This is a genomic window from Leptonema illini DSM 21528, from assembly GCF_000243335.1.
In the GTDB taxonomy this organism is placed as follows: Bacteria; Spirochaetota; Leptospiria; order Leptospirales; family Leptonemataceae; genus Leptonema; species Leptonema illini.
In genome coordinates this window covers 2,593,754-2,617,925 of the sequence record NZ_JH597773.1, presented here as the reverse complement: position 1 = coordinate 2,617,925, position 24,172 = coordinate 2,593,754, and the positions used below count along the sequence as shown (strand labels likewise).

26 protein-coding genes are annotated in these 24,172 nt (G+C 55.5%); 12 read left to right on the top strand and 14 right to left on the bottom strand.

Annotated features, from left to right (window positions below; translation table 11 throughout):
- Positions 1-11: 11 nt before the first annotated feature.
- Entirely contained in the window at positions 12-386 is a 375-nt protein-coding gene (locus tag LEPIL_RS22120) for a TRL domain-containing protein (protein ID WP_002772790.1), read from the bottom strand.
- 335 nt (positions 387-721) lie between these two features.
- Between LEPIL_RS22120 and LEPIL_RS12050 the strand changes: the two genes are divergently transcribed.
- Together LEPIL_RS12050 and LEPIL_RS22115 are read left to right on the top strand one after the other, a co-directional pair.
- Positions 722-1,762, top strand: coding sequence for a leucine-rich repeat domain-containing protein (locus tag LEPIL_RS12050; RefSeq protein ID WP_002772789.1), 1,041 nt, complete (start codon positions 722-724; stop codon positions 1,760-1,762).
- 224 nt (positions 1,763-1,986) lie between these two features.
- Entirely contained in the window at positions 1,987-2,421 is a 435-nt protein-coding gene (locus LEPIL_RS22115) for an SMI1/KNR4 family protein (protein ID WP_157135069.1), read from the top strand.
- Positions 2,422-2,456: 35 nt separating this feature from the next.
- Here the strand turns inward: LEPIL_RS22115 and LEPIL_RS12040 are convergent, their stop codons facing one another.
- On the bottom strand, positions 2,457-3,176 hold the full coding sequence (locus tag LEPIL_RS12040; RefSeq protein ID WP_040918730.1) for a hypothetical protein: 720 nt from the start codon (positions 3,174-3,176) through the stop codon (positions 2,457-2,459).
- 56 nt (positions 3,177-3,232) lie between these two features.
- Positions 3,233-3,871 (bottom strand): hypothetical protein, encoded by a 639-nt coding sequence (locus LEPIL_RS12035; RefSeq protein WP_002772786.1) that lies wholly within the window; start codon positions 3,869-3,871, stop codon positions 3,233-3,235.
- A 35-nt stretch (positions 3,872-3,906) separates the two neighbouring features.
- Here LEPIL_RS12035 and LEPIL_RS12030 point away from each other — a divergent pair, with 35 nt between their 5' ends.
- Positions 3,907-4,434, top strand: a complete 528-nt coding sequence (locus tag LEPIL_RS12030; RefSeq protein ID WP_002772785.1) for a DinB family protein — start codon at positions 3,907-3,909, stop codon at positions 4,432-4,434.
- A gap of 57 nt (positions 4,435-4,491) precedes the next feature.
- On the top strand, positions 4,492-4,992 hold the full coding sequence (locus tag LEPIL_RS12025; RefSeq protein WP_143464675.1) for a hypothetical protein: 501 nt from the start codon (positions 4,492-4,494) through the stop codon (positions 4,990-4,992).
- Here the strand turns inward: LEPIL_RS12025 and LEPIL_RS12020 are convergent.
- From LEPIL_RS12020 to LEPIL_RS12010, 3 genes are read right to left on the bottom strand one after another with little or no spacing between them, the layout of a single operon-like run.
- Positions 4,941-5,756, bottom strand: a complete 816-nt coding sequence (locus tag LEPIL_RS12020) for a tRNA threonylcarbamoyladenosine dehydratase (RefSeq protein WP_052608311.1) — start codon at positions 5,754-5,756, stop codon at positions 4,941-4,943. The two genes, LEPIL_RS12025 and LEPIL_RS12020, sit on opposite strands and share 52 nt — an antisense overlap.
- A gap of 41 nt (positions 5,757-5,797) precedes the next feature.
- On the bottom strand, positions 5,798-6,508 hold the full coding sequence (locus LEPIL_RS12015) for a TatD family hydrolase (RefSeq protein ID WP_002772782.1): 711 nt from the start codon (positions 6,506-6,508) through the stop codon (positions 5,798-5,800).
- A 30-nt stretch (positions 6,509-6,538) separates the two neighbouring features.
- Positions 6,539-7,678, bottom strand: a complete 1,140-nt coding sequence (locus LEPIL_RS12010) for a glycosyltransferase family 4 protein (RefSeq protein WP_002772781.1) — start codon at positions 7,676-7,678, stop codon at positions 6,539-6,541.
- Between the two features lie 189 nt (positions 7,679-7,867).
- Here LEPIL_RS12010 and LEPIL_RS12005 point away from each other — a divergent pair, with 189 nt between their 5' ends.
- On the top strand, positions 7,868-8,485 hold the full coding sequence (locus tag LEPIL_RS12005) for a DUF47 domain-containing protein (RefSeq protein WP_002772780.1): 618 nt from the start codon (positions 7,868-7,870) through the stop codon (positions 8,483-8,485).
- Positions 8,482-9,522: an inorganic phosphate transporter gene (locus LEPIL_RS12000; RefSeq protein ID WP_002772779.1), complete on the top strand. Its 1,041-nt coding sequence runs from the start codon at positions 8,482-8,484 to the stop codon at positions 9,520-9,522. Before LEPIL_RS12005 ends, LEPIL_RS12000 begins: the two co-directional genes overlap by 4 nt.
- A 4-nt stretch (positions 9,523-9,526) precedes the next feature.
- Here LEPIL_RS12000 and LEPIL_RS11995 read toward each other — a convergent pair whose 3' ends face one another.
- Positions 9,527-9,796, bottom strand: a complete 270-nt coding sequence (locus tag LEPIL_RS11995) for a hypothetical protein (protein ID WP_002772778.1) — start codon at positions 9,794-9,796, stop codon at positions 9,527-9,529.
- Positions 9,797-9,910: 114 nt separating this feature from the next.
- Between LEPIL_RS11995 and LEPIL_RS11990 the strand changes: the two genes are divergently transcribed.
- The 3 genes from LEPIL_RS11990 to LEPIL_RS11980 are packed head-to-tail and all read left to right on the top strand — an operon-like array spanning position 9,911 to position 12,830.
- Complete coding sequence (locus tag LEPIL_RS11990; protein WP_002772777.1) at positions 9,911-10,117, top strand: hypothetical protein; 207 nt, start codon at positions 9,911-9,913, stop codon at positions 10,115-10,117.
- 4 nt (positions 10,118-10,121) lie between these two features.
- Complete coding sequence (locus LEPIL_RS11985; protein WP_002772776.1) at positions 10,122-11,951, top strand: esterase/lipase family protein; 1,830 nt, start codon at positions 10,122-10,124, stop codon at positions 11,949-11,951.
- A gap of 18 nt (positions 11,952-11,969) precedes the next feature.
- On the top strand, positions 11,970-12,830 hold the full coding sequence (locus LEPIL_RS11980; RefSeq protein ID WP_002772775.1) for an alpha/beta hydrolase: 861 nt from the start codon (positions 11,970-11,972) through the stop codon (positions 12,828-12,830).
- Positions 12,831-12,858: 28 nt separating this feature from the next.
- Here LEPIL_RS11980 and msrA read toward each other — a convergent pair whose 3' ends face one another.
- From msrA to LEPIL_RS11965, 4 genes are all read right to left on the bottom strand, one after another.
- Entirely contained in the window at positions 12,859-13,362 is a 504-nt protein-coding gene (gene msrA / locus LEPIL_RS11975; protein WP_002772774.1) for a peptide-methionine (S)-S-oxide reductase MsrA, read from the bottom strand.
- Positions 13,363-13,388: 26 nt separating this feature from the next.
- Complete coding sequence (locus LEPIL_RS22995; protein ID WP_002772773.1) at positions 13,389-13,625, bottom strand: cysteine-rich CWC family protein; 237 nt, start codon at positions 13,623-13,625, stop codon at positions 13,389-13,391.
- Complete coding sequence (locus LEPIL_RS11970) at positions 13,622-16,063, bottom strand: 1-acyl-sn-glycerol-3-phosphate acyltransferase (RefSeq protein WP_002772772.1); 2,442 nt, start codon at positions 16,061-16,063, stop codon at positions 13,622-13,624. Before LEPIL_RS11970 ends, LEPIL_RS22995 begins: the two co-directional genes overlap by 4 nt.
- Positions 16,064-16,126: 63 nt before the next feature.
- Positions 16,127-16,981, bottom strand: coding sequence for a polysaccharide deacetylase family protein (locus LEPIL_RS11965; RefSeq protein ID WP_040918726.1), 855 nt, complete (start codon positions 16,979-16,981; stop codon positions 16,127-16,129).
- A 125-nt stretch (positions 16,982-17,106) separates the two neighbouring features.
- On the opposite strand from LEPIL_RS11965, the gene LEPIL_RS11960 reads away from it, so the two are divergent.
- The gene (locus LEPIL_RS11960) at positions 17,107-18,666 is read left to right on the top strand and encodes an alpha-isopropylmalate synthase regulatory domain-containing protein (protein ID WP_002772770.1); all 1,560 of its coding nucleotides are present in this window, start codon (positions 17,107-17,109) and stop codon (positions 18,664-18,666) included.
- Between the two features lie 38 nt (positions 18,667-18,704).
- Positions 18,705-19,535: a hypothetical protein gene (locus LEPIL_RS11955; RefSeq protein ID WP_002772769.1), complete on the top strand. Its 831-nt coding sequence runs from the start codon at positions 18,705-18,707 to the stop codon at positions 19,533-19,535.
- Between the two features lie 47 nt (positions 19,536-19,582).
- On the opposite strand, the gene LEPIL_RS11950 is transcribed toward LEPIL_RS11955, so the two are convergent.
- Entirely contained in the window at positions 19,583-20,395 is an 813-nt protein-coding gene (locus tag LEPIL_RS11950) for a hypothetical protein (protein WP_002772768.1), read from the bottom strand.
- Between the two features lie 234 nt (positions 20,396-20,629).
- On the opposite strand from LEPIL_RS11950, the gene LEPIL_RS11945 reads away from it, so the two are divergent.
- Positions 20,630-21,940: an MFS transporter gene (locus LEPIL_RS11945; protein ID WP_002772767.1), complete on the top strand. Its 1,311-nt coding sequence runs from the start codon at positions 20,630-20,632 to the stop codon at positions 21,938-21,940.
- On the opposite strand, the gene LEPIL_RS11940 is transcribed toward LEPIL_RS11945, so the two are convergent.
- Together LEPIL_RS11940 and LEPIL_RS11935 are read right to left on the bottom strand one after the other, a co-directional pair.
- Positions 21,916-22,341, bottom strand: a complete 426-nt coding sequence (locus tag LEPIL_RS11940) for a YqaA family protein (protein ID WP_002772766.1) — start codon at positions 22,339-22,341, stop codon at positions 21,916-21,918. The genes LEPIL_RS11945 and LEPIL_RS11940 overlap by 25 nt on opposite strands.
- Positions 22,334-24,103: a M28 family peptidase gene (locus LEPIL_RS11935; RefSeq protein ID WP_078123331.1), complete on the bottom strand. Its 1,770-nt coding sequence runs from the start codon at positions 24,101-24,103 to the stop codon at positions 22,334-22,336. Before LEPIL_RS11935 ends, LEPIL_RS11940 begins: the two co-directional genes overlap by 8 nt.
- Positions 24,104-24,172: the final 69 nt, after the last annotated feature.

The window sequence follows — 24,172 nt, the reverse complement described above, 5'->3', positions numbered from 1 at the left end:
TCGGTGCCTGCTCAATCGCCGTAGGCAATCGTGCAGATCTTCACGTATCCGATGCCGAAAAAGCGGACGATACGGAAGTCGATGGCCTTCACGTTCAGGATGGCCCCCGCGGCCGCTGCCTGCTTCACGCCGGCCTCACCCGTTGAAACGAGGCCCAGATAGCTTTCGGCGCAGGCCTCGCCCGTGCGACTGCCGATCTCGGAGCCCGGAGCCATCATCACGTTCATCGTATTGGACTGATAGATGTAGCCGGCAGGCGGCGTGTAGGCGTTCTGATTATCAAGGGCGGCGCAGGAACTGAGCAGGCCGGCAAAAATCATTCCTGTTAGAAAGATGGTCAGAATCCGGGCAGGGCTGAAAGAACGGGGGGCCAACGAGCGTATCATGGGGAAAGCCTTGCATTATGTCGCATGGGCGCAATCCTTTTTCAAGCCGGGTCGGGGCGTCGGTAGAGCGAGAGCGGGGAAAATTAGAGTTGCGAGGTATGAGTCCTGCGTACCGTAATAGGTTGACCGGCTTGCGAAAAGGCAGCTGAGCTGAGCGTTCGGGGTTTTGCGCAGAAGAATTGATATGGAAGATTGCTGATTTAAAGGCGCTCATTTTGTTTTTTCCCATTGATACAGATATAAATCACGTAGGTAATGCTCAGAACAGAGGCCTGTGGAGCGCAATGGGTTACCAGTTGCGCTATGATTACAACCAGACCGTGAGGTAAAGAGAAATGAAACGAATCCTGGTCTTGATAGTAGTGGTAGCAGGTGTAATTATAATAGAGCTTATGAACGCAACTCCGGCAGACTGGGCTAAGGTGCGAGCGATAGAGCAGTATGTGTACACCGGCCAGCTCAAGGGTGTAACGATGGCAGAGATCCGTGCCGTGAAAGATTGGTATGCGCTTGGGGCTACTGATGCGGAAATGCCGAGACTCCTTTCGATGCAGCGGCTGGAAAAGTTATCATTGGGTGGGCAGAATTACACAGATGCGGCTCTTGTTCATTTGGCTGGATTCAAGCATTTGAAAGAGCTGAATCTTTCTACCGGACCGATCACCGACGCCGGCCTGAAGAGCATTGGTCAGATCAAGACACTGGAAAAACTGGATCTTGCGGAGACAAAGATTACGGATGCAGGTGTGGCAGATCTGGTGGGGCTTTCCCGGTTGAAGGATCTATCCCTGATCGATACTGCCGTAACGGATGCCTGCATGACGAGCATCATGCAGATGAAAAGCCTTGAGATTCTTCAACTCAATATGACAGGGATAACAGACAGAGGAGTGGAACAGCTGATTCAGCACCAGCGTTTGCGAAAACTGATACTTGGTGGAACAGCCGTTACAGATGAATCGGTGGGCTATGTGGCGCAGATTGCAAATCTGGATGAGGCAGTTTTTAGTCGAACGAAAATCCGTGGAAAAGGGTTGGTAAGGCTCAGGCAGGCTAAAAATTTGAGAAGATTGTGGTTGGCTGATACATCAGTGGATGATGATGATCTAATCGAACTGCTTCAACCACCGATGGAGCTGGATATGCTTCACCTTGGGCATCTGAAGATTACAGGAAAAACAATGGAAGCGATCGCCCGCTGCAACTGTGTGAAGGATCTGTATGTAGGGTATACTAAGATCGGCAACGACGATCTCTTGAAGCTCATTCCAGCCACCCGGCTTAAAAGTATTACAGTCACAAAAACTCGTGTGACGGATGATGGCTATATTCCGTTTCATAAGGCAAGGCCTGATGTTATTGTCACTTCTTTGTAGGGTGTTGTTTCCCTGCACACTTGCGTGTGGAAAATGCAAGAGAACTGCCCCGATATCCGGAAGCACTTGAAAAGCTCACTTAAGATATGGAAAGAGAGCGAAGCGAAGTGCGAGATGTTCGATTCGAATGAAGCCTATTTTAACCGGAAGAGAGGCCACAGTTATCCGGGCTATCGCTTGCCGGCGGAATTTGAGATTAAGAAAGTGGCGTGATGGGGTATCCGATGAGATGGACTTCGCAGTTTAGTGCTGTGGACAAGCTACAGATTATCGAGATCGAAGAGACCCTTGGAGTTGTGTTCCCGAAGGATTTTTCGGACATCCTTCGCCAGTATCCGCTGGGGTCCTCGGAAGACGAAGTAATTGACTTCGGTCAATTCAAAGAGAAAGTATTTGCCGGTTTGCTGAATGTTGGCGAGCCAGACGATCTCATCACCGTGGCGAAGAGCATGGGTGATGCTTTGCCAGAAAACACCGTACCGTTCGGTACCGATCCGTTCGGCAATCTTTTTTGTTTCAGATGGATGAACTCAGGTGAACCTCAAGTTGTCTACTGGGACCACGAAACCTACGGTCGAACCGAAGATATAGAAAAGAGCATCTTTTTTGTTGCCGCTTCTTGGAAGGAATTCCTGTCGAAGTTGTACACGCCAGCGTGACCTGTTCCCCTCCCGGGTCGCTCTCGAGCCCTCTATCACTCCAGCGCCCACTTCATACCGTAGCTGATGTAGTTCGATCCACAGGCCGGATCAGGCGGGCAGTAAAGACCGAATACTCCGGAGCGATGATGGATGCGCATGAATACTGCCGGGCTGTGAGGCGCATCGGTAATCCGGTATTGCGCCTCGACCATCATATAGTTCAGCAGGCGTCGCGATTCAATCGTGTCAAGTTGCAGCGAGGCGAGAAGAAGAGGGAAGTCGGGGTTATTTCTTTGAATCAGGTAGGCCTCTGCAAAAGAGAACGTCGTTTCACCAAAACGGAAGCCCTTTGGCTTATTCTCATAGTCGGGGTTGCGACTGGCTGCCGAGAGGCCTTCGCCGATGGCGAGTGTGAACGGAAGCCCGAAGAGCGGAGCGGTGCGCGCGATGAGGAATCCGTTTGCCTCAATATGTTTCATGCCTCCGCTGTGAATGCCAAGCTGCGCCTCGGCTTCAAAGTCGATCCAGCGTATGTTCGTGTTGAGCGGATGGCTGTAGCCGATAACGGTGATGTAGGCGTCTCGGTAATCGGTTCGCTGACTGAAAAGAATAGGAAGCAGATCGGTTTCCGTGTATTTGCCGTGATAGAAGACGATGTCGCCTGTGGGTCTTCGCCTGGCGGTATCACGTCTATCGCGCGCTTCTACTGAAGAGAGGATCGATAGGGCGGCGACGACAATAAGCAGCGGCCTTGTGATGCGGGAATTCTGCATAAGCCCTTTCAGGGGCCCCCTTTTGGTAGATCCTCCGCTCTTCATACCCCCCCCTTTCATAATCCCCCCGTACGCACGCGTTTCAGAAGTGGATCAGAGGGAAGATAGGCAAGCATCGGTTCAAGCTCGGGCCAGAGCGAGTCGAGTGTGACTTGCAGGAATCGTCGGTACTCGTCGCAGATCTGATCTCGATCGCCGTCGAAAAACTCGCGCAGCTTCCCCGGTCGCTCGTCGAGACAGTATCTCTGTAGATGTTTCGGATCTCTATATCCGTTCAGGATGGTCCCCATATTCGTGCCGGCGAATCCGGCATAAAACGGAAGCACGAACCAGTAGCCATCGCGCACGTGCAGCGTGCCTTCGTTGATTCGCGTCGGATTCAAATCCAGCGTCAGAGCATAGTCCACCGTCGCCGAATGAGAAACGAAAAGGCCTGTCGTGAGGGTTAACAGCGAAAGCCCGTTGTTACGAAAGAGATCATGCGATGTCTCTTTGATTTCGAGATGGATGTCGAGCACAGGTCCGGGGCCACAGAGCACTCTCTTGCAGATCAGCTCGACAAGCATCGGGTCAGCGGACGTAATCTGCACCGGACGCGAGAGATCGGGCTCGGGTTCGGGCTGCAGCTCGGGCGTCTGGCAGCTGAGGACGATGGCCAGGGCGAATAATGGTAGGTATCTGTACTTTCGCTTCATGTCTGATAAATGATGACTTTTTAGACAGAGCCCCCGTGCTGTGGATCATTTTTTCTGGGCTTTACAGGGGCGCCGTCTTTCCGATTCTGCTTCTCATGGAGCAGGAACAGATACAACTTTTTACAATCATTCGCGACCAGAGTCGCACACTCGTTACGGGCAGAGATGAAAAGGCCCTTCTAAAAGCAGTTCCAGGACTTGCCAATAACATGCTCTGGATTTTCGGCCACCTCGTGCGCACGACCGATTTCCTGATCCTCAAGCTCTCGGGGCATGCGATGAACTTCCCGGCCGATCTTGATCCTTATTTTGCGAAAGGCAGCTCGCCGGCGGATTGGAAAAGCTCGGATGGCCTTAAAGATCGTCTGCTCGCCGCCGAAGAACAGTGTCAGAAAAAGGTCCTTGCTTTTCTCGAAACGGCCGATGCCTCTGCCTTTGCAGAGCCTTATAAAACGAGCTCGGGCTTTGTGCTCAGTAGCGTGAAGGAATCCCTGCGCTATAACGTCGTGCATGAAGGCATTCATCTCGGGCAGCTTCAGCTTTTTAATAAACTCGTCGGCTGATCATAGCGGTATGAGCGTGTTGACTGTACAGAGAAACGGGAAATCATGAACGCCGGCATGAGAAATGCGCTGTATCGTTTCGCTTTGATCGGGCTGCTGGGTCTTCCAGTTGCCTGCAATCAGTATTCGACGGAGACTCTGCCGATGAATCCCGTTGTTTTACTCGGTCCGCCTGATGGGCAGACGAGTTATACTGGTATCGCCGCCATCGAACGCATCTCAGGTGGCGGGCACCTGCTTCGCGTCTCGGCGCAGAACTCCGAGCTGCTCTTTCAGGGATACCGCATCTTTCAGGCGTCGTCTGAGGCGGCCGTGATGGCTCTTTCTGCCGATGCCGGCACGGACTGTGGAACCCTGTTTACCTACCCGGTGCTCGGAATCGTTTATACCATGGAGGCATCGACCGCTCCGAAGCTGACGGCCGATAACCTGCTGTGCAGCTTCCCTATCAATCTTACGCCCGGTCAGTATGTTTCCATTCGCGCCGTATATCAGGCCGCCTTCGGTCAGCCGTCGACGACGTCGCTTCCGTCTAACGCGCTGATCGTTCCGCCATGATCCCTGACTAACGCCTGCACCACGGCCGCCGCGCAGAAAGAGCCGAAGACCCAGGGCATATACGATATCGTGCCGACGATGGAGGCCTTGTTGCGCGATCTTTCTTCACGCATCGCCTCGCGATCCGGACGCTCGTCGGAATAGACGACGGTGACGCCCGACGTTAATCCCTCACGCCGCAGAATGCGTCGCACCGCCTTTGCAAGCGGACAGAAGCGCGAATCTGAGAGGTCGGCGATGCGCACCATCGTCGGGTCAAGCTTCGCTCCCGCTCCCATCGAGCTGACGACGCGAATGCCGTTCTCATGCGCTTTATGGATTAACGCCGTTTTGCAGGCCAGCGTGTCGATAGCATCGACGATGAAGTCCAGAGTCTTTCCCTCTATCGGCGTGAGTACGTCATCAACCGTTTCGGGCTCGATGAAGTCATCCTTTATGTCGAGTATGAGTTCGGGGTTGATATCGAGCAGGCGTCGGGTAATGATGTCTACCTTCTTCATGCCCTCCGTTGAACTGAGAGCGACGATCTGTCGGTTACGGTTCGACGGCTGCACCGTATCGGCATCGATCAGACGGATGCGTCCGATACCGGCACGAGCAAGCAGCTCGGCAACGACGCCTCCGACACCGCCGACGCCGGCCACAAGTACGGCGGCGTCGCGAAGACGACTCAAGCGATCTGGCGTCTTGAGCATGAGAGTCGTGCGTTCAAGCCAGGCGGAATTGCCGCGAGCTGTGTCGTCGATGGTGGTCTGTTCTGTCATGGTCGTGCCGTGATTCGGAGTGGGGTTCAATGTGAGTCCTCTTACGATACAAAGATACGGTGAAAGTTTGCTTCTGTGATTTGCTTCATCGCTTCTTTTGAAATATGACGGAGGGCCGCCGCTCTTTCATAGAGATCGTCGATGTCGATCTCGCAGTCGTCGGTTTCAAGGAAGATGCGATCGGCGGGAGCCGCTCGAAAGGCCTCTTCTGTCGCCGTGTCTTTGCCGCCGAGCAGCGCAGGGCCGAACGATAGATAAAGACCGGCCTCAAAAAGCCGTGAGGCAATATCAGCCGCTCCGCGAAAGCCGTGCACGATCCAGGTCTGTTCGGGGAATTCTTCCCGTATGGCAAGAACCAGATCGGCGGCGCGCACGACGTGCAGTATGACGGGTTTTGAAAAAGCTCGAGCGATACGGAGCTGAGCTCGAAAGGCGGCCAGCTGTTTCTCAAGCAGTTTCTCTCTATCGGCTAACCCTTTCAATACGAAAAGATCAAGGCCGCATTCTCCGACGGCATCGGCGACCGGCATCGCTTCTTCGATCCTGCGCAGGGCGACGTCAAGATCGGCAGATGCCACGTGCCATGGATGAAGGCCGACGCTCAGGCGGGCGTTGGAACGTGCGGGCTCGCTTCGTTGCGCCTGTAGGGGCTCTTTAAAGGAGGGTAGCACGGCATCATCAGCGACGCTCATACTATAGAGGCCGGTCTCATTGTCATGCAGCGGACGGTGAACATGCAGATTGACCGTCATCGGGCCATTTTTTTCGTCAGAGCGGCCCGTTCAAGCCGTGTGCCGGTGAACTGTATGAGTATGACGCAGGATTGTTCCTTCATAGTCGGCAAGCAGTCGATCAAGCACCGACTGCCAGCTGCGACCCTGCGCTGTGCGCAGCGCGCCATCTCTCAGTTGGCCTTGCAATGCCGGATTATATAGAATGGCCTGCACGCGACTCGCAAATTCCGTCTCGTTTTCGGGAGCAAAGAGCAATCCGTTGCGGCCATGATGCACGAAATCGAGCGGCCCTCCCGAGGCGGCGGCGACGACGGGCAGCCCCGAGCTCATCGCCTCAAGACCGACGTTGCCGAACGTTTCGTTCGCTGCGGGCAGAAGAAAGAGATCGGCCGATGCATAGGCCGAAGCCAGCTCGTCGCCGTGTAGCATGCCGGTGAAGACAGTCCGCGTTCCACGAAAGTGGCGCTCGAGCTCGCCGCGGGCCGGACCATCGCCGACGATGGCAAGGGCGCAATCAGGATGCCTGTCGAGAATCGGGCGCAGCCAGTGCAGCCTTTTCTCGCGTGAGAGACGCCCGACAGAGAGAAGCAGCGGACCCGGCAAGCCGCCGGTAAGACGCATCCGCATTGCTTCGCTTCTGTAATCGGGCGAGAAGCGATTGCGGTTGACTCCGCGGCTCCAGATCTTCAGCCGTTCAAATCCCCGCGAGCGCAGCTCCATAAGCACCGACCACGACGGGCAGAGGTTCAATGCAGCCTGGTCGTGAATCATGCGTTCATAGCGAGCGATCGTGCCGCTGAAAATCCCCCATCCCCAGCGCTGTGCAAAACCCGGCAGGTCAGTGTGATACGAGGCCACAAGAGGAATCCGATGCAGGCGAGCAAAGGCGACGCCCGATAGGCCGAGGCTGATCGGATTGAGGACGTGTATCAGATCGGGCTTGAATCGTCGCAGTGCTTTCATGGCATCAAGCGAGGGCGGAGCAAGGCGCAGCTGCGGATAAAGCGGAAAGGGCAGAGCGGCGAATGGAGCGATCGGAGTGTCGGCATAATATGCGGGAGCACCGTCGGGGCAGAGAAGTATGGAATCGTGCCGGTGTCGGGCCAGATGTTCAAGCAGATAGCGGAGCGTGTTGACGATGCCGTCCGTCTTGGGCAGGAAGGTCTCGGTGATGAGAGCGATTCTCATAGCCGATGCATACGTCCCCTTTGCTTCAATTTCAGGACTTCACTGTGACAGATAGGTTTTCTACAAGCAAGAACAACGACATGCCTGCTGGATGTTGATCGACGCCTTTTAAAGACTGTCATAATTTCGTTATCTCTCTGTCATAAAAGATTGCCCCTGAAAACGGCCTTCGGTTACTGGTTTGCATCTATGCTATCCTTTTTCCTGCCTCGATCCGAACCCTACTTCGCCCACCTCGCCGAGATGGCGGGCAAGGTACAGATGGGGGGCGAACTCTTTCAGGAGATGTTCGTCGATTTCAAAAACAGAGAGAGCTACTCCGAACGCATCAAAGAGATCGAGGTCGAATGCGATCGCATCGCCGATCGTATCCTTGAAAATCTGAATACGACATTCATCACTCCGATCGACCGTGAAGACATCCACATGCTCGTCACCGAACTCGACGACGTCATCGACTTCATCAACGGCCTTGCGCGAAAGATGGAAATCTACGGCGTGAAGAAGATAAGGCCCGAGGCGGCTCGTCTGTCGGCTATCCTTGCGCGGTGCACGGCCGAGCTTGCCGGTGCATTTGCGCTTCTCGAAAAGAAGCAGGACATCGCAGGTCATGCGCGCACCGTCGATCGTCTCGAAAAGGAGGCCGATCAGATCTATCAGGACGCCGTACGTCAGCTTTTCAAAAAAGAGAAAGATCCGATCGAGGTCGTTCGCTGGAACGCCATCTTTGAAGCCCTTGAAGACTCCGTCGATCGTTGCAAGGATCTTGGAGGCACGCTGACGTCGGTCGTGGTGAAGAACAAATGAGCGGTGAGCTGCTTTTCCTTATAGCGTTCATTATCGTCGCTCTGATCTTCGACTACATCAACGGATTTCATGATGCGGCTAACTCTATCGCTACCGTCGTCTCAACGCGCGTTCTTTCTCCAGGTATGGCCGTCGCATGGGCGGCCTTTTTCAATTTCATCGCCTTCGCCTTCTTCGGAACCTACGTGGCGAAGACGATCGGAGCCAACCTCGTCGACATCAATCTCATTCCAGAGCAGTTTGAGCATACGCGACTGTGGGTGCTTATGTCGGGCGTCATCGGCGCCATCGTCTGGAATCTGATTACCTGGTATTACGGCCTGCCGTCGAGTTCATCGCACGCTCTGATCGGCGGCTATGCAGGTGCGGCGCTGACGGCGGCCGGTGGTTATACGGATGGTCTATTAATCGCGAAAGGGTGGATCAAGACGGTAAGCTTTATCGTTATCTCTCCGCTTGCGGGATTTGCTCTTGGCTTTTTGTTCATGGTCGTCATCTTCTGGCTCTTCAAGCGTTCGAATCCCGATAGAGTCGACCGTCATTTTCGTCGGGCACAGCTTGTTTCGGCCGCCTTATTCTCGCTCGGCCATGGCGGTAACGACGCGCAGAAGACGATGGGTATCATTGCCGCCGCTCTTGTGGCGACGAACTACAATCCGACGGCGACGCAGGATATTCCGTTCTGGGTCGTCATCACCTGCCATGCCGCCATCGGGCTCGGCACGCTTTCAGGCGGATGGCGTATCGTCTATACGATGGGCTCCCGCCTTACAAAGCTGCGCCCGGTCGGTGGCTTTGCCGCCGAGACGGCCGGCGCCTTCACGATGTTTATGGCCACCTTTGCCGGTATTCCCGTCAGTACGACGCATACGATCAACGGCTCCATCATTGGAGTGGGAGCGACGCGAAGGTTATCCGCCGTACGCTGGGGCGTAGCGCGAAGCGTCGTCTGGGCGTGGATTCTCACGATTCCGATCTCGGCGGGCATCAGCGGGCTATGCTTCTTGATTGTGCGCGGCGCTCATAATATCTTCTGATCTCTCAGTAGAAAAAGGCCAGCACGGCGACAGCGATGAGGTTGATCGCCAGTATTGAAAGCAGGATCAGCCCGCCCGCTACGGTGTTGCGCAGAGCCGACCAGATGGGAAGGTCGTGGCCGAGGACCATCGTAATCCAGAATATATTGATAAAGAAGATTCCCGAGGCGTCGACGGCCGGGCCTTTATTCCAGTAGCGATTGACGATTAAAAGGGCGATGCCCAGAAGCAAAACGGCAAACTGTAATAAATACGACGTCAGATTCCCTGTCATCGGTGGATCTGAAAGGAAGCGTTTCACAATGTCAATAGATTTTCGTTGCGGATCCTTATCGGGTGATCGCGTGAATCGGGCTTGAGTGTCTGTCATAGACTGCGAGCATGGTCTATGCGAATGCTGTTTTTCTGTCTGGTCGTCATCGGCTGTAGCTCTTCGCCTGTCGCCGATTCCGAGGATTTCCGACGTAACCCGTATGATACGGGAAATCAGATCGAGCGCAAAGAGCAATGCCCGCAGGAGAAGATCCGCTGTCCGGACGGTCGCTGGGTGGGACGCGATCCGGCCAACAACTGCCAGTTTGAGCTCTGTGAGTAAAGAAATGTCTTTATCTGATTGGAGGCTGGTGCGAGCTCTTGCCGGCATCTTGCTTATGGGCTGTTCGACCTATGCCTTCCAACCGGTCCCTCCAGGCGAGGCAGGAGGATGGAATGCCGTAAACTCCGAACTGCTCAGCACGCAGACGATGCAGTATCTGCGCGGCGAGAACTTTATCGGCGCCTGCGAAACGTCCAGGTTAACGTGCCTGCTCGATCTCGATACGCGTCTGCATGTGACAGAGAAGCGCATGATCGCTCTTTACCTGGCCGAGTTGAGCTACGACGCCGGTCGCCGGGAGAAGCCGGGCTCCGAAGCCTTCGCGCGCTATCATGCCTCGGCCATCTTTTATGCGAGCGCCTTTCTCTTTAACGAAAAACTGAAGCCTGCGGCCGAGCCCTTTGACCCTGCGTTCCGGACGGCTGTCGACGTGTACAACGCCTCGCTTGGCTCTTTGATGCGGCACGAAAAAAGCGTGCGGCGTCCTTTTAAGAAGCAGACGATCGTGTATCCGCTTCTTCGCGGCGAGATGCAGGTATTGCTTGATCCGGGCGATCTTGCGTACATGCCCGATTCCTTTCTCGGCGTCGGCGTCGCCAGCGATTATTCGGCTTCCGGGTTTCAGAATCATCAGCGACAGTACGGAATCGGCGCTCCGCTTATCCTCTTTCTCAAAGGCAATGATGTCGATCGTCGCATGAATCCGTATCGTTTTATCGCCGGCCTCGATCAAACGTACGCGGCGACGGCCGTGCTCGTGAATCTGCAGCCCTGCTCGAAAGATTCTTCGCAGACCTTCTGCGCCGATCTGGCCGTCGTCGATCCTCTGAAACGAGATACGGTCGAGTCGGGAAAGCGCAAGTTGCCGCTGGAGATCGATCTTACTTTGCCGTTAACCGGAGTGGTCGCTCAGCTTGAAGAAAAGGCCGGCTTTTTCAGTCGGCTTGATGGCGACGTGATCGATCAGGAAAGAGGGTTGTACATGATCGGCCCGTATGACCCGTCGAAGACGCCCGTCATCATGATACACGGATTGGCTTCGTCGCCGATGGTCTGGTTTCCCATGATCAACGAGCTGCTTTCTGATCCGGTGATCCGCAGCCGGTATCAGTTCTGGGTTTACTGGTATCCTTCGTCGAGCCCCATACTGTTCTCGAATCTTCATTTTCGCACGACGATGAAAGATGTGCATCGCCGCTTCGGCTTTAAATCGACCATTCTTGTGGGTCACAGCATGGGCGGTCTTCTCGCCCGTCTGGCCGTGCAGAACTCTCGAACGACGGAATGGTTGCACGCCGCCGATATCAAGCAGGAGGAGTTTGATGCCGTCGAGCCGCGTATACAAACAGGGATGCGCGCTCTGCTTGATTTTGAGCCGCTGCCATTTGTAAGTAGAACGATCTATATCGCCACGCCTCACCGCGGATCCACTCTGGCGACGGGCTTTTCAGGTTATTCGGGGCGCTGCGTCATGAGCGTACCGGGTCAGATCGTCGAGGCCTCATCGACGCTTTATAAAGCCTTTCAGGATAAAAAGAACGTACTTGATAGATTAAAGACTGAGGGTGACGGAGTATCGAACCTTTCGCCGAGCAGCCTGTTGTTTCGTGTGATGCCTCCTGAAAAAGGCCAGTCCGTTCCCTTTCATTCCATTATCGGCAATCGGCGCCTCACCGATCTGGATTGGTTAACCGATAGCGTCGTCACATATAAGAGCGCTCACATTGACGGCGCCGTCTCAGAAAAGCTGATCGATTCGGATCATTCCGTCGAGGAGCATATCGAGGCCTTTCTCGAAGTCAGACGCATCCTGAAAGAGATGGCGCCGAAATAAGCACAGAGACGTTATCAGATGAACCGGACGAAGATTGCGCTCATCGTTATCGCCGTGTTGCTGCTCTCTGTTAGCGGTTCAGCCTGCCTTATATTCTGGCTCGAGCGTCCGGCAAGAGCCACAGTGCATTTACCCGCTGATCTGTCTAAACGAGCGCAGCCGGTGCGGTTTGGGGCCGACCATAGAATCCGGGGATGGTGGATCGTATCGTCGGATCAGCGTGCGCCGACCGTCATCTTGATGCACGGAGTACGATCAAACCGGATAAGTATGGTCGATCGTGCGCGCTTTCTGACGAAGGCCGGGTATAACGTTCTGCTGTTTGATTTTCAGGCACATGGAGAAAGCGCCGGAGATCGTATCACATTCGGATATCTGGAAACCGAAGACGCCAAAGCGGCGGTGCGATTTGTTAGAGAGCGAAGTAGCGCCCCTGTCGGTGTGATCGGCTCATCGCTTGGCGGTGCCGCTGCCCTCAATGCAGAGCCCGCTCTTAAAATTGAGGCTGCGGTGCTTGAAGCTGTTTATCCGAGCATCGAGGAGGCGTTTTCGAATCGTCTGCAGATCGTACTGGGGCCACAGGCAGATCATCTTGCGGGGCCCGTACTCTGGCTGATGCAACCGTTTTCGAGGATTGATCTGGATCGCCTGCAGCCGCTCAAGCAGATGCAGGCCATTCAGTATCCCGTTCTTTTTCTTTCGGGTTCTTCAGACGATCGCACCACGATCGAACAGGCTCGCAGATTTTCGGTCTTCGCCACGGTTACGTTCCACGAGGTTGCCGGAGCCGGTCATGTCGATCTTCATCGTTACGCCGGTGAGCAATATGAACAGTGGGTGCTGGAATTCTTCCAGCGCTATCTGCATTCTAATGACTGAAGCTCGGTGGTTTTCTGGCCGGCGTCTATCACAAACCGAGCTTCTTCAGTTTCGGAGCGATGACGTACTGACAGTATCCCGCCTCACCGTTATCATTGTAGTAGTTCTGATGGTATTTTTCGGCCGCGAAGTAGCTCGTCAGCGGAACAACCTCGGTGACGATCGGATCTTTCAATCGTGCCTGAGCGCGCCCGATTGCTGCCTCGGCCTCGGCCTTCTGTGATGCGTCGGCGAAAAGGATAATAGAGCGGTACTGCGTCCCCGTATCGGCGCCCTGCCTGTTAAGCGTCGTTGGATCATGCGCCATGAAGAACCGGTCAAGCACGTCTGCCAGTTTGATCTGATCCGCTTCGTATGTCACCCGGACGACTTCGGCATGGCCCGTCGTTCCCGAGCAGACCTCTCTATAAGTGGGGTTCGGCTTCTGGCCGCCTGCATACCCCGATTCCACATGTACGATGCCGGGAATACGCTGGAAGACGGCCTCGATGCACCAGAAGCATCCGCCGCCGAAAACAATCTCTTCTGCCATACACACAAGTAAGCGAAATCAACGCCTCAGGGCGCTCTTTTTGGTGCGTCGGCCTCAGGCCCGGCGGCGGCGAACTGCTGCAGGCAATGATGGCAGAGACACCCCGTATAACGCTCGCGCAGGTATGCAAGCGTTTCGGCGTTGAGCGTCAGGTCATCACAGTGACAGCGAGCGTCGCCGGCAATGGAGCCGCAACGAAAGGGTGCGTTGCATCGGGCGCAGTGCGTGTTGGGCCGGCTCCTGTCTATATCGGATGCGTTCATTCTTCAGGGTCTTCGGGCTTCGGATCTTTGCCGATGGGAACGAAGTTGCCGTAGTACTCGACAAGAGAGGGATTGAGAATCTCGAATCCTTTTCGCGTTTCTGCGATGAGATCTCGCTTCTTGAGCAGCTTGAGGCCGATTTTCAGAACCTTCTCGGGGCGCGTCTCCTGCACCGTTCCAGTGTAAGAAGCAAGGAAGGCCTCGATCTTCGCAAGCAGCTCATCCCGATCGATCATACCCGGATGATCGTCGAGGATGCGAGCGACGATGAAATGAGGCTGCAGCCTGTAGGCCTGCTTCCAGTTCTTCAGAATGAGCGAGGCGATTTCATGAGTCGGCTCTTCTTTATCGGCAAAATCCGATACGCGAATCGGCTCGCCGAGGTCCATATACGTGCGCCGTCGTCTGAAGACATACGTCCAGAAGCCGGTATCGTTCGCCTGATTGTTAAAGACCTCATCTTCGGGGATCCACTGATGCGAGATCGATATCGGCAGAATGATGATCTCATGTCCGGATTCGCGAAAGGCATCGATGGCCGTCGACAGCAGGCCCGTTTTGATCGACTGAAACTCGCCCGTGCGGCTGCGCGTGCCCTCGGGGTAGGCGAGAGCGGGGATGCCCGATTCAAGCATCATCGTCGTGTATTGCGTGAGCACTTCAAGATAGAGGATGTTTCGAGTATTCTCGCGATCGACGGCGTACGCTCCCATCGACTTCAGAAAGGCTCCCCAGATCGGATTCGACATGAGGATCGAGGCGGCGGCGAATCGCGGCAGCGGAAAGCCTTTGAAGAAAAGGCCGTAAACGAGCTCCACCGAATCGATATGCGTGCGGTGCGTCGGCACATAGAAGACGGGATAGTTATCCACCAGCTTGCGAATCTCGCGAATGCGACCGTTGACGATGGGGCCGACGCTGCCTCGACGGAAACCGCCGAGAATCCAGCGAAAGGGCGAGACGAAGCGCATCAGCATCGTGCGCGCCGCCGGAACATAGTAGTCGGCGATGGAATCGGCATAGAAACGAACAAGCTGTTCGATGTATTGCAGCTCCTCCTCTTCGCGGCATTCGGCCAGCTCCTTCCAGAGCATCAGCTCACGACCGAAGTTCTTCGCGTCGTTGCGCTGTTTTTTATGCAAAGCCTTTGCCCGCCTTTTTTCAAGGGAGGAGATGATATGGCCGCTCTGCTTTTTAATGCGGGCCTGCATGCCGCGCGTCAGCGTGATGCGATGAAGAATGCGCTCGCGAAGGTGATCCGAGATCATACGACCCGAGGCGATCAGTTCGACGCGACCCTTCTTCTTCACGACGGGAATGCGATTGCGGCGCTCCGTCTTGCCGGTGAGTAGCGTGATGATGTCTTCGGGCGATTTGCGGCGCAGAAAGATATCATAGAGCACTCTGTTGAGCGGAACGTCTATGTTGAACTCGGTGGCGATCTCTATGATCGGTGTGATGGCCAGTCCGCCCTCGGCGAGGTTCTTGCTGGAAAGCACCTCTCTTTCGATGAAGAGAGAAGGAACGAGAAAGAGCTGTATCTGATCGATCAGATTCGGACTGAGTTCGCCGCTGATCAGCTTCTCGGTGAAGCTGCGTCCATACGATCGGTTGCGTCCCTGCGGGCTGAAGTATGTGGCCGCGAGATCGGCGAGGCCCGAACGTCCGAGAATCGTCTCTTCGCGTCCGCCGAGCGCGGCGTTGAGCTTCTTCATCTCGGTGAATCCGGCCGCCATCAGCTCGCCGAGCAGAGAACTCGTTACATGCGGCAGCGCCTCGACCATGCCGCCGAGAATGGCCAGAGGGTTCTTCATGATGCCGCCGACCTCGGCGCCGATGATATCGTCGGTGGCCGACCAGTACACCTGTTCGCCGTTCAAACGATCGACGATGGGCTGCGTCATCGAAGGATCGTCAGAGGCGACGACGAAAAAGACATAGTTGTTGTGAATGATATCGTAAAGCAGCGACGGACCCGTAACAAGAGCGACGGAAAGATTCAGATGATGCTGCTCGCGAAGAGAATAGAGCAGTTGATGAAAGAGATAACATCGATGCTTGCGTCTTGAAAACGATGAGAGGAATCCCTTGGTGATGTTCGCGGCAAAGTGTGGAAGCGATCTGTCGAGATGATAGAGGATGTTTTCGACGACCTCTTCGTACTGTCGGGAGGGGATCGTCAGAAACAGGAAATGCGAACCTTCTTTGAAGTGATCGTAGCCGGTGATGATCTCGACGTTAAACGGAACGTTGAACGAATACTCCCCTACCTGTAAATAACGCTCGCTCTTCCATTTTTTGTAAGTGCGAGCGTCGGGTACCCAGAGATAGACGGTGCGCACGTTGCGTGCGATTAACGAGGCAACGGCCAGGCCCATCGGTCCGCCGCCGACGACGGTCGTGATCTGTTGATCGAGAGGACCCGTTTCTGGAATCATCGTTCAACGATCGACCCGCACGGGGGGCCGTCAAGTCAAATGCCGTCCAGATGGCCGCGGGCGTTACGGCCGCGGCTCGGTTTCGTCTTCTTTCAATGTGAGAGAATGGTCGTCCAGAGTTCGTCGTGCAAAGGCAATCTGTTTGTAAAACAGTCCGAACGGATCTTTGCCTTTTTGAATGGTGAAGCGATCGAGCACGCCCGTATACGTCTTTGTGACATCAGGCGGATTGGCGTCGGTGGTGAGCAGAAGTTCGTATCCGGCATCTTTCAGGCGCTTCTCAAGATACGGCGAATGGTAGCCCATCGGATACGCGAAGCTCCAGATCTTATGACCGAGGCGGTCTTCCAGTACCTCTCGTGAATGAAGGATTTCTATATCGACACGGGCCGCATGCTGATCTGCGCTTTCGCCTTCACGCGGCACATGAAACGCCGTATGCGTGTGCGAGTGGTTCTGAATGTCGAAGCCTTCTTTCTGCAGGCGCCGCAGGTCTTCCCATGCCATGCCCTGTCGGGGCTGGTCGGTGACGTTCTTCGTATAAACGAAAAACGTGGCCGGATAACCGTACTCCCGCAGCATCGGAGCGGCGACGCGTACGATATTCTTGAAGTCGTCGTCGATCGTGATGACGACGGAAGGGCGTTCGGCGGGCAATTTCTTCTGCATCATCTCATGCAACCTTGCAAGGGAGATGACCTGTATCTTCTCTTCTTTGAGGATGTCGAGATACTGCCGGAATTCATGCCTGCTGATGGCGTAGGGGCCTTTGCCGTCGACGTCGTGAAAGAGCAGAATGGGGATGCGCGGATACTCGCCTCGTTTTTCGGCTACACCGGCCTGCGGCTGGCGAACGAAAAGGTACAATCCGACGGCGAGAAGGAATGCAGGTATGCTATACAGGAGTCGTGCAGACATCGTTTTCACCGGCCACAGGCAGCCTGTTATTAGATCGGCCTCCTGCAAAGAAAAATCGAATGCTTCTTGAAATTAAAGCCTTTCTTTGAGATGTGGAATGGCGGGGCGACCCGAGAGGAGCGGCGATGCAGCAGCAGATTGAAATCATGGACACGACTCTGCGTGACGGTGAGCAGACGGACGGGGTGTCATTCTCTTCGTTCGAGAAGCTGCAGATCGCCCGATTCCTGCTCGAACAGCTGAACGTGAACAGGGTCGAGGTGGCCAGCGCCAGGGTATCGAGCGGTGAACAGCAGACGGTTCAGCAGATCTTTGAATGGGCGGCGACAAAGGATTATGTCGATCGCATAGAGATCCTGGGCTTTGTCGACGGCGGTCGCAGCATCGACTGGATCAAGAGCGCCGGTGGCCGCGTCGTCAATCTTCTTACGAAAGGGTCGCGCAAGCATTGCGAGCTTCAACTTGGAAAGACGCTTGCCGAACATCTGCGGGATATCGAGAGTACGGTTCGCTATGCTCAGGATCAGGGCGTGCGCGTGCATGTTTATCTTGAGGATTGGTCGAACGGCTTTCTTTACTCTGAGGACTATGTCAAAGAGATGCTTTTCGCCCTTGTTGATATGCCCATTGCCCGCTTCCTGCTTCCCGATACGCTCGGTCTGCTCTCTCCCGACGAGGTGCAGCGAGGCATCCGCATGGCGCTTGATCTCTTTCCCGACATGCATATCGACTTTCACGGGCATAACGACTATGGCCTTGCCACGGCCAACTGCCTTGCCGCCGTTCAGGCCGGCGTGCGCGGCCTTCATGTCGCCGTAAACGGCCTCGGGGAACGCGCGGGAAACTCGCCGCTTGAGGCCGTCGTCACCGCCGTGCACGACAAGCTTGGAGTAAAGACGACGGTAAACGAGCAGGCGATCACCGACGCCTCGAGGCTTGTAGAAACCTTCTCACGCAAAAGAGTATCGGCGAACCGACCCATCGTCGGCCACGACGTCTTCACGCAAACGGCGGGCATCCATGCCGACGGCGATAAAAAGCATAACCTCTATGCCAATCCCATCCTGCCCGAGCGCTTCGGTCGACAGCGCGTCTACGCTCTCGGCAAGCTTGCCGGCAAATCTTCGATTGAGATGAATCTCAAAAATCAGGGTATCGAGCTACCACCCGATCAGGTGGAGCGGCTCTGGCTGCGCGTGAAAGAACTCGGCGAAAAAAAGGCCATCGTCAGCCCCGACGATCTGCCCTTCCTTATTGAAGAGCTGTTAGGCGACACACAAGCTCACACCGTATCGGTCATCGCCGCCGATATCCATACGCGAATCGGCGCTGCTCCGTCGGCTTCGATCCGGGTGCGTATCGCCGATAAAGAATACCAGGCCGAGGCGACGGGCGACGGCGGTTACGACGCCTTCATGAAGGCTTTAAGCCGCATCGTAACCGAGGCAGGGTTATCCGTGGCCGAACTGAAAGATTACGAACTGCGTATTCCTCCGGGAGGGCAGACCGACGCCCTTGTCGAGACGATCATCACATGGGTAACGCCCGATCATTCGATCTTTCGCACGGTAGGCGTCGATAGCGATCAGATGATCGCCGCCATAAAGGCGACCGAGAAGATGCTGAATCGTATGACGACCGATTCAAAGCGCACGTCGACGGTGGAGCAAGGGAAGCCGGTTTGAGGCGAGCAGGCATAGCACCTTTTCACAGAAGCAGGCTGATGGTTTCAGACGCGGTAAAGACGGCAGTCATTGGACTGTCGCTTTTTCTCTCGTTGAACTGTGCCACTCCGGCCGTCAAGCAGTCCGAGATTTCGACGCCGGTTGCGCCTGTTGAAAAAGAAGAACCTGAGCTGCCCATGGCCTTTCAATGGGTGATCCTCGCGGGGCTACGCGGCGAGCCCGATGCTCCGCGCTATCTGCTCACCGAAAAGATCGGCGTGGTCGATCTCGCTCATGTTCGCGCATTTTTGAATTTGACGGACGAGCTTCAACATGTCGTTACCCTAAAGCTCTCGCAGGCGAAGTCAAGCGGAGGTCGGGCATTTTACGTGCGTCTGCGCAGTCCGCATGCAGCAGGACTCACTGCCGTATCAGATATTAAAGTCGATCTTGAAGAGCGGCCCGATCCGCCGGCCGTCGACCTTGTGCGTGATCTGGCGATGACGCATGGCTATCTTGTAGAACTCAGGCAGGGCGATGTCTTCCCGCCGATGTTTCTTTCCGGGTCTTCCTTCTCGCAGGAGGATCTCCAGTCGAATCGACTGGGAATTGAAATCGCCTTACTCTCAGCGTCAACAGGACAGGATGCCGGTCGAGCAGCGCTGACGATCTTTACGGATTTAAGGCCTGTGTCGATGCCTGCGACGAAACCTGCCTCGCAGGAACGGTCTTACAGCTATTTGCCTTATGTGAATGGCGGAACACAGGATCTGCCGCAGTGTTTTCAGTACAGTCCGGTCATGGTATCGGATCAGAGCCGCATCCTCGGTATTAGAACGATTCGATCGGCATGGGAGTGGCAGAGCAGGCCTGCTCCTCTGGCACAGTAGGCGTCAGGCAGACAAATGCGGCAAGTCAGAGGGCCGACGCAGGACTTTCATCTGGCCTTCTTGCGTATGGGGATCGGTATTTCAATCGTGAAGATCGTGCTTTTTACGGCTGATCTGTACTGAATCAGGCGACTGAAGACGATATCAACGTCGAAGGGTTCATAGCCTGCTTTCAAGAAAAGAATGATGCTTCGAAGTCCCGCTCCAAAACCGCCGCCTGCATGGTCGGCGCTTTTCTCATACAGGTTGACGGCCGCTTCAAAAGGATGCGCTCCGGCGCGAATGAGGTCGTCTTTAATTCGTTCGAGGTTATACTCGACGCGCTCGCGGTCGATGACGGTAATCGGCGAATTGTTGATCACGTTTACGATGAGGATGCGCTGATCGCTTTTTTTCTGAACGCGCAGCGTAAGCGTGATCTTTTTATGAAAGCGCTCGGATAATGCGAACGAGTTCGTACGATGCTTTTCGATCAGCTTGAGAATGGATGCTGTCAGGTCGATGTTGTCGAGACCGTACCTTTTAAGAACGTCGGCCTGGTTATGCTCGATGGCCGATTGTACGTCTTCGACGACGACCTCGCGATCGGCCGACGGATCTTCAGCTGTCACACGCTGCACAAGAGCGCTTTCGAGCAGCGCCCAGCGGTTATTCGCCTTATTGGCGTTATTGATCAGTTCGCCGATGGACCAGAAGGCCCCTTCTGCTAAAAGAAAGGCATCCTGATCGTCGCCTTCGGCGTCAAAGAGGCCGTAGATCGTATTCCGCAGCAGCATCTCGCCGTCGGGAATATAGTCGCGCCCGACTTCGAGAACCTGGTCCTCTTTTTCAAGATCGGTACTTTGAAATGACCGTAACATTCAAGCTCTCCGGACTATACAATTGTCGAGCGATCGTTCCGCAACTTTTTTTCAGACTGAGCGTACACAACTTCCGCTTGATGATAGGACGTAGTGTCGATGAAAAAGCCTGGTCTGTGATCCCGGAAAAAAATATGATCGTGGGAGCCTGTGATTCTCTGCGTTGAGCCGTCGTATTTTGAGATGGGATCTCAGTGAATCTTGACGTGCTATCGTTGCCCGAAAAAAGGGGCAATGCAACGCCGCAGCAGCGTGGGAGTGCTGCTTTTCATCTTGATACTTGATCTGATGGGTTTTACGCTCATCTTTCCGCTTGTTCCAGATCTACTCGCTTTTTACGTTCATTCGACTCCGCATGCGATCGATTCGTATCTGCCTTCACTGATTCAAACGCTGCTGCAATTCGCGCCCGGTATTGGAACAGGCGAAGAGCGCGAGATTATTCTGCTGGGCGGCATCCTCGCCTCTGTGTATGCGCTGCTTCAGTTCTTTCTATCGCCGTTCTGGGGGCGCCTGTCGGACCGTATCGGGCGTCGACCTGTGCTGCTTCTGACAAGTTCCGGGCTTGCTTTTGCCTATCTGCTCTGGGGATTTTCGACGACCTTTACCCTGTTTCTGATCTCGCGCGTCGTGGCGGGAGTGATGGCGGGCAATCTCGGAGTCGCCACCGCCGCGATGGCCGACCTTTCGACAGAAGAGGGGCGCACAAAAAGCATGGGCCTGGTCGGAGCGGCGTTTGGCGTCGGTTTTATCGTCGGCCCGGCGCTTGGCGGAGCTCTGTCAAAGCTTGATCTGAGCGGTTTGCCCTTCGCCTATCATCCGTTTTCGGCCGCCGCCTTTGTATCGGTCGCTCTTTCGCTTCTGAGCGCCGTCTTGAACTATTTCTTTCTTCAAGAAACGCTGCCGGAACATCTGCGCAGTAAGGGACCGCTTCGCATCGAGTATCCGTTTCGCGTGCTTTCCGAGCTAAAAGAGCCGACCTTCCGGCGCATGCTGGCGCTGAACTTCGCCTTCATGTTTCTGTTCACCTCGTTTGAGTTCACGGTAACGTTCTTCTATAAAATCGACTTCGGGCTCATCCCTTCGCAGATCGGCCTTGTCTTCTTTTACCTGGGGCTGCTTCTCGCCCTGGGACAGGGCGTTCTTGTCAGGCGACTGTCGGGCATAATCTCAGAGCAGAGGATGATCGTTGCCGGCGTTATCCTGATCGCCTTCGCTCTGCCGCTACTTGCGCTTTCCGCTCCGTCGGTGCCGCTGTCGCTACTTGCGCTTGCTCCCGTCGCCATCGGCTCATCGCTTCTGCAACCGGCGATGGCCGGCCTTGCCAGCCGGTCGATCTCGGCGGACAGACAGGGGTTAGCCATGGGCAGCTTTCGGTCGATGGGATCGCTTGCGCGAGGTGTCGGTCCGATCTTTGGATCATACGTCTACGGATCGGTCGGTATAACGGTGACGTATATCGTCATCGGCGCCCTGCTGCTCGTATCGTTCGCCGTCGGAGCAGGCACGCTTCGCCAGGCTCAGAGCGAGGCAAGCAGAACGTAACGCCCCACACGCAGAGCGAGAACGACGGGAACGAACAGACGAAGCGAGATGCGCGCGAATCCGGCCAGCACGGTGATCGGATCGCCGATGACGGGCAGCCACGAAAGTAGAAGCGTCAGCCCTCCGAAGCGATGCAGCAGAGACCAGGCGGCGTTGCCCGATTTCGACGCTCGAATCTTTTCGGCGGCTAACGCTCCGCCTTTATAGCCCAGCCAGTAATTGAAAAGACAGGCCAGGCCGTTGCCGACCGACGCATAAGTTACGGCCTGTACGACGGGCAATCCTGCATGAAGCGCAAGAAGCAGAGCGGCCTCAGAGCTGAAAGGCAGCAGCGTGGCCGCAAGAAAGGAGACTGCGGCGAGCCCGGGCCCGCCGTAGTCGGTAATTAGAGCGTCAATCATCGACCGACATCAGTTCCGTGCGCGCCTCCATGGTCACGCCGTTACGAATCCACTTCACCGGGTAGCTGATGCCGGTGCGCGCATCGTTGAGAAAGCGCATCAGATCGTGAATATCGCGGATCTTCTGCGTGCCGATCTCGACGATGATGTCGCCGTCCTTGATGCCCGTGCGGCCGATGGGCGCTCCTTCGACGACGCCTCCGACAAGAAGGCCGGGCATTCCCGTATCATACGACCCTGGAATGATGCCCAGTCGCACCTTAAAATCGAAGTCGTTGCGTTTCGGCTCTTCTTTTACCTGCTGGAATACAGGCGGCGGCGCGAAGGCCAGGCGACGTATGATCTGTTCGCTGAGAGTCGTCAGAGCATACAGCCCCTTGAAGTTTATAAGAGGATAATCGTCTTCGGGGCGATGGTATTCGCCGTGCGATCCGGTGAACAGAAAGACGACGGGGACCTTCTTTCGATAGAAGGAAGCGTGATCGCTCGGACCGAGCCCGCCCTTCATCCAGCGCGCCTCGGGACGCTCTTCATCGCTATAAAGCCCATGAACCGAGGCGGCATAGGCCTCCTCGACGATGCGCTTCAGCGAAGGATCGGCCGTATCCATGCCCTGAATAAAAAGTCCGCGGCTCTGGCGCAGGCGGCCGACCATATCGACGTTGATCATCGCTATGGTGCTCGTCGGATCAAAGGCGGCGCTTTCTACAAAGCGTGATGAACCGAAAAGCCCGCGTTCTTCGGCGTCAAAGTTCAAAAAGACGACGTTCACGTCGGCGGGCAGATATGCCGCATCGGCATTGAGCTTCGCCTTCATCGCGGCGGCCAGTTCGAGTATAAGTGTCGTGCCCGAGGCGTTATCGTCGGCTCCGTTATAGATGGGGCCCATCGGCCCCATGGACGATCCGGGCAGGCCGTGGCCGAGATGATCATAGTGACCGCCAAGGTAGATGATGCGCTGACCCGGAGCGATGGGCCGCAGCGAAGCGCCGAGGTTATACCCCGTGCGCTCCAGAGCGGCGAAGTCGATTTCAAGGACGGCCTCTGCGTTTTGCTTCGCGGCGGCGAGAACGATATCATCCTCTGACGTAAAGGCGGCTCGCGGCGCCGAAGAGGAGGCCTCTTCGCGCAGCTGCTCGGTGCGCAGCTCGTCGCCTTTCCCTTTGAGAAAGAGAAGGGCGGCCGGTTTGAAGCGCTTCGCGTTCTCATATTTCGACTGGAATGAGATCAGGTTGCGATAGGTGCGTTCACCTCGCTCTCCGTCGGGGCCGTGACGCCGACATATCAGGATCTTGCCTTCAAGAAAGCCCGCGCCTTTCTCGTTTTCGATGGCGGCAAGCTCATCGACGCCTTTATGCGCAGGAAGACAGAAGCCTCCATCGACAAGCCGGCTTTCGATGCGACCGGGTGCGGCAAAAGGAAGCGGAACGGTCGTAATCGATTGGCCGTCGATCGTTATTCGATTGACGCCGCGTGCCTCCATTCCGTCGCGAAAGGTGAAGGGCATGCGGTAATCGGGAAAGAAAGGATGCAGGCCGGCCTTTCTGTAGGCCTTTTCAATATAGTCCATCGTGCGCTGCATGGCCGGAGTGCCCGTCATGCGTCCTTCGAGCGCATCTGAAGAAAGGATACCCAGATGGTACTTCAGATCGTTTTCAGTGATTTCGGGACTCAGCGGCCCGCGACAGGCAGGCAGAAGAAGGGCGACGAACAGGGCCAGAAGGCCGGCTCGCATTCTGGAAACCTGGATTGCGTTTTTCATTGACAGCAATATAGCGAGCCTGCGCTTCCCGTCATCCAGAAATGTTACCCGTGTCGATCAATTTCTGTT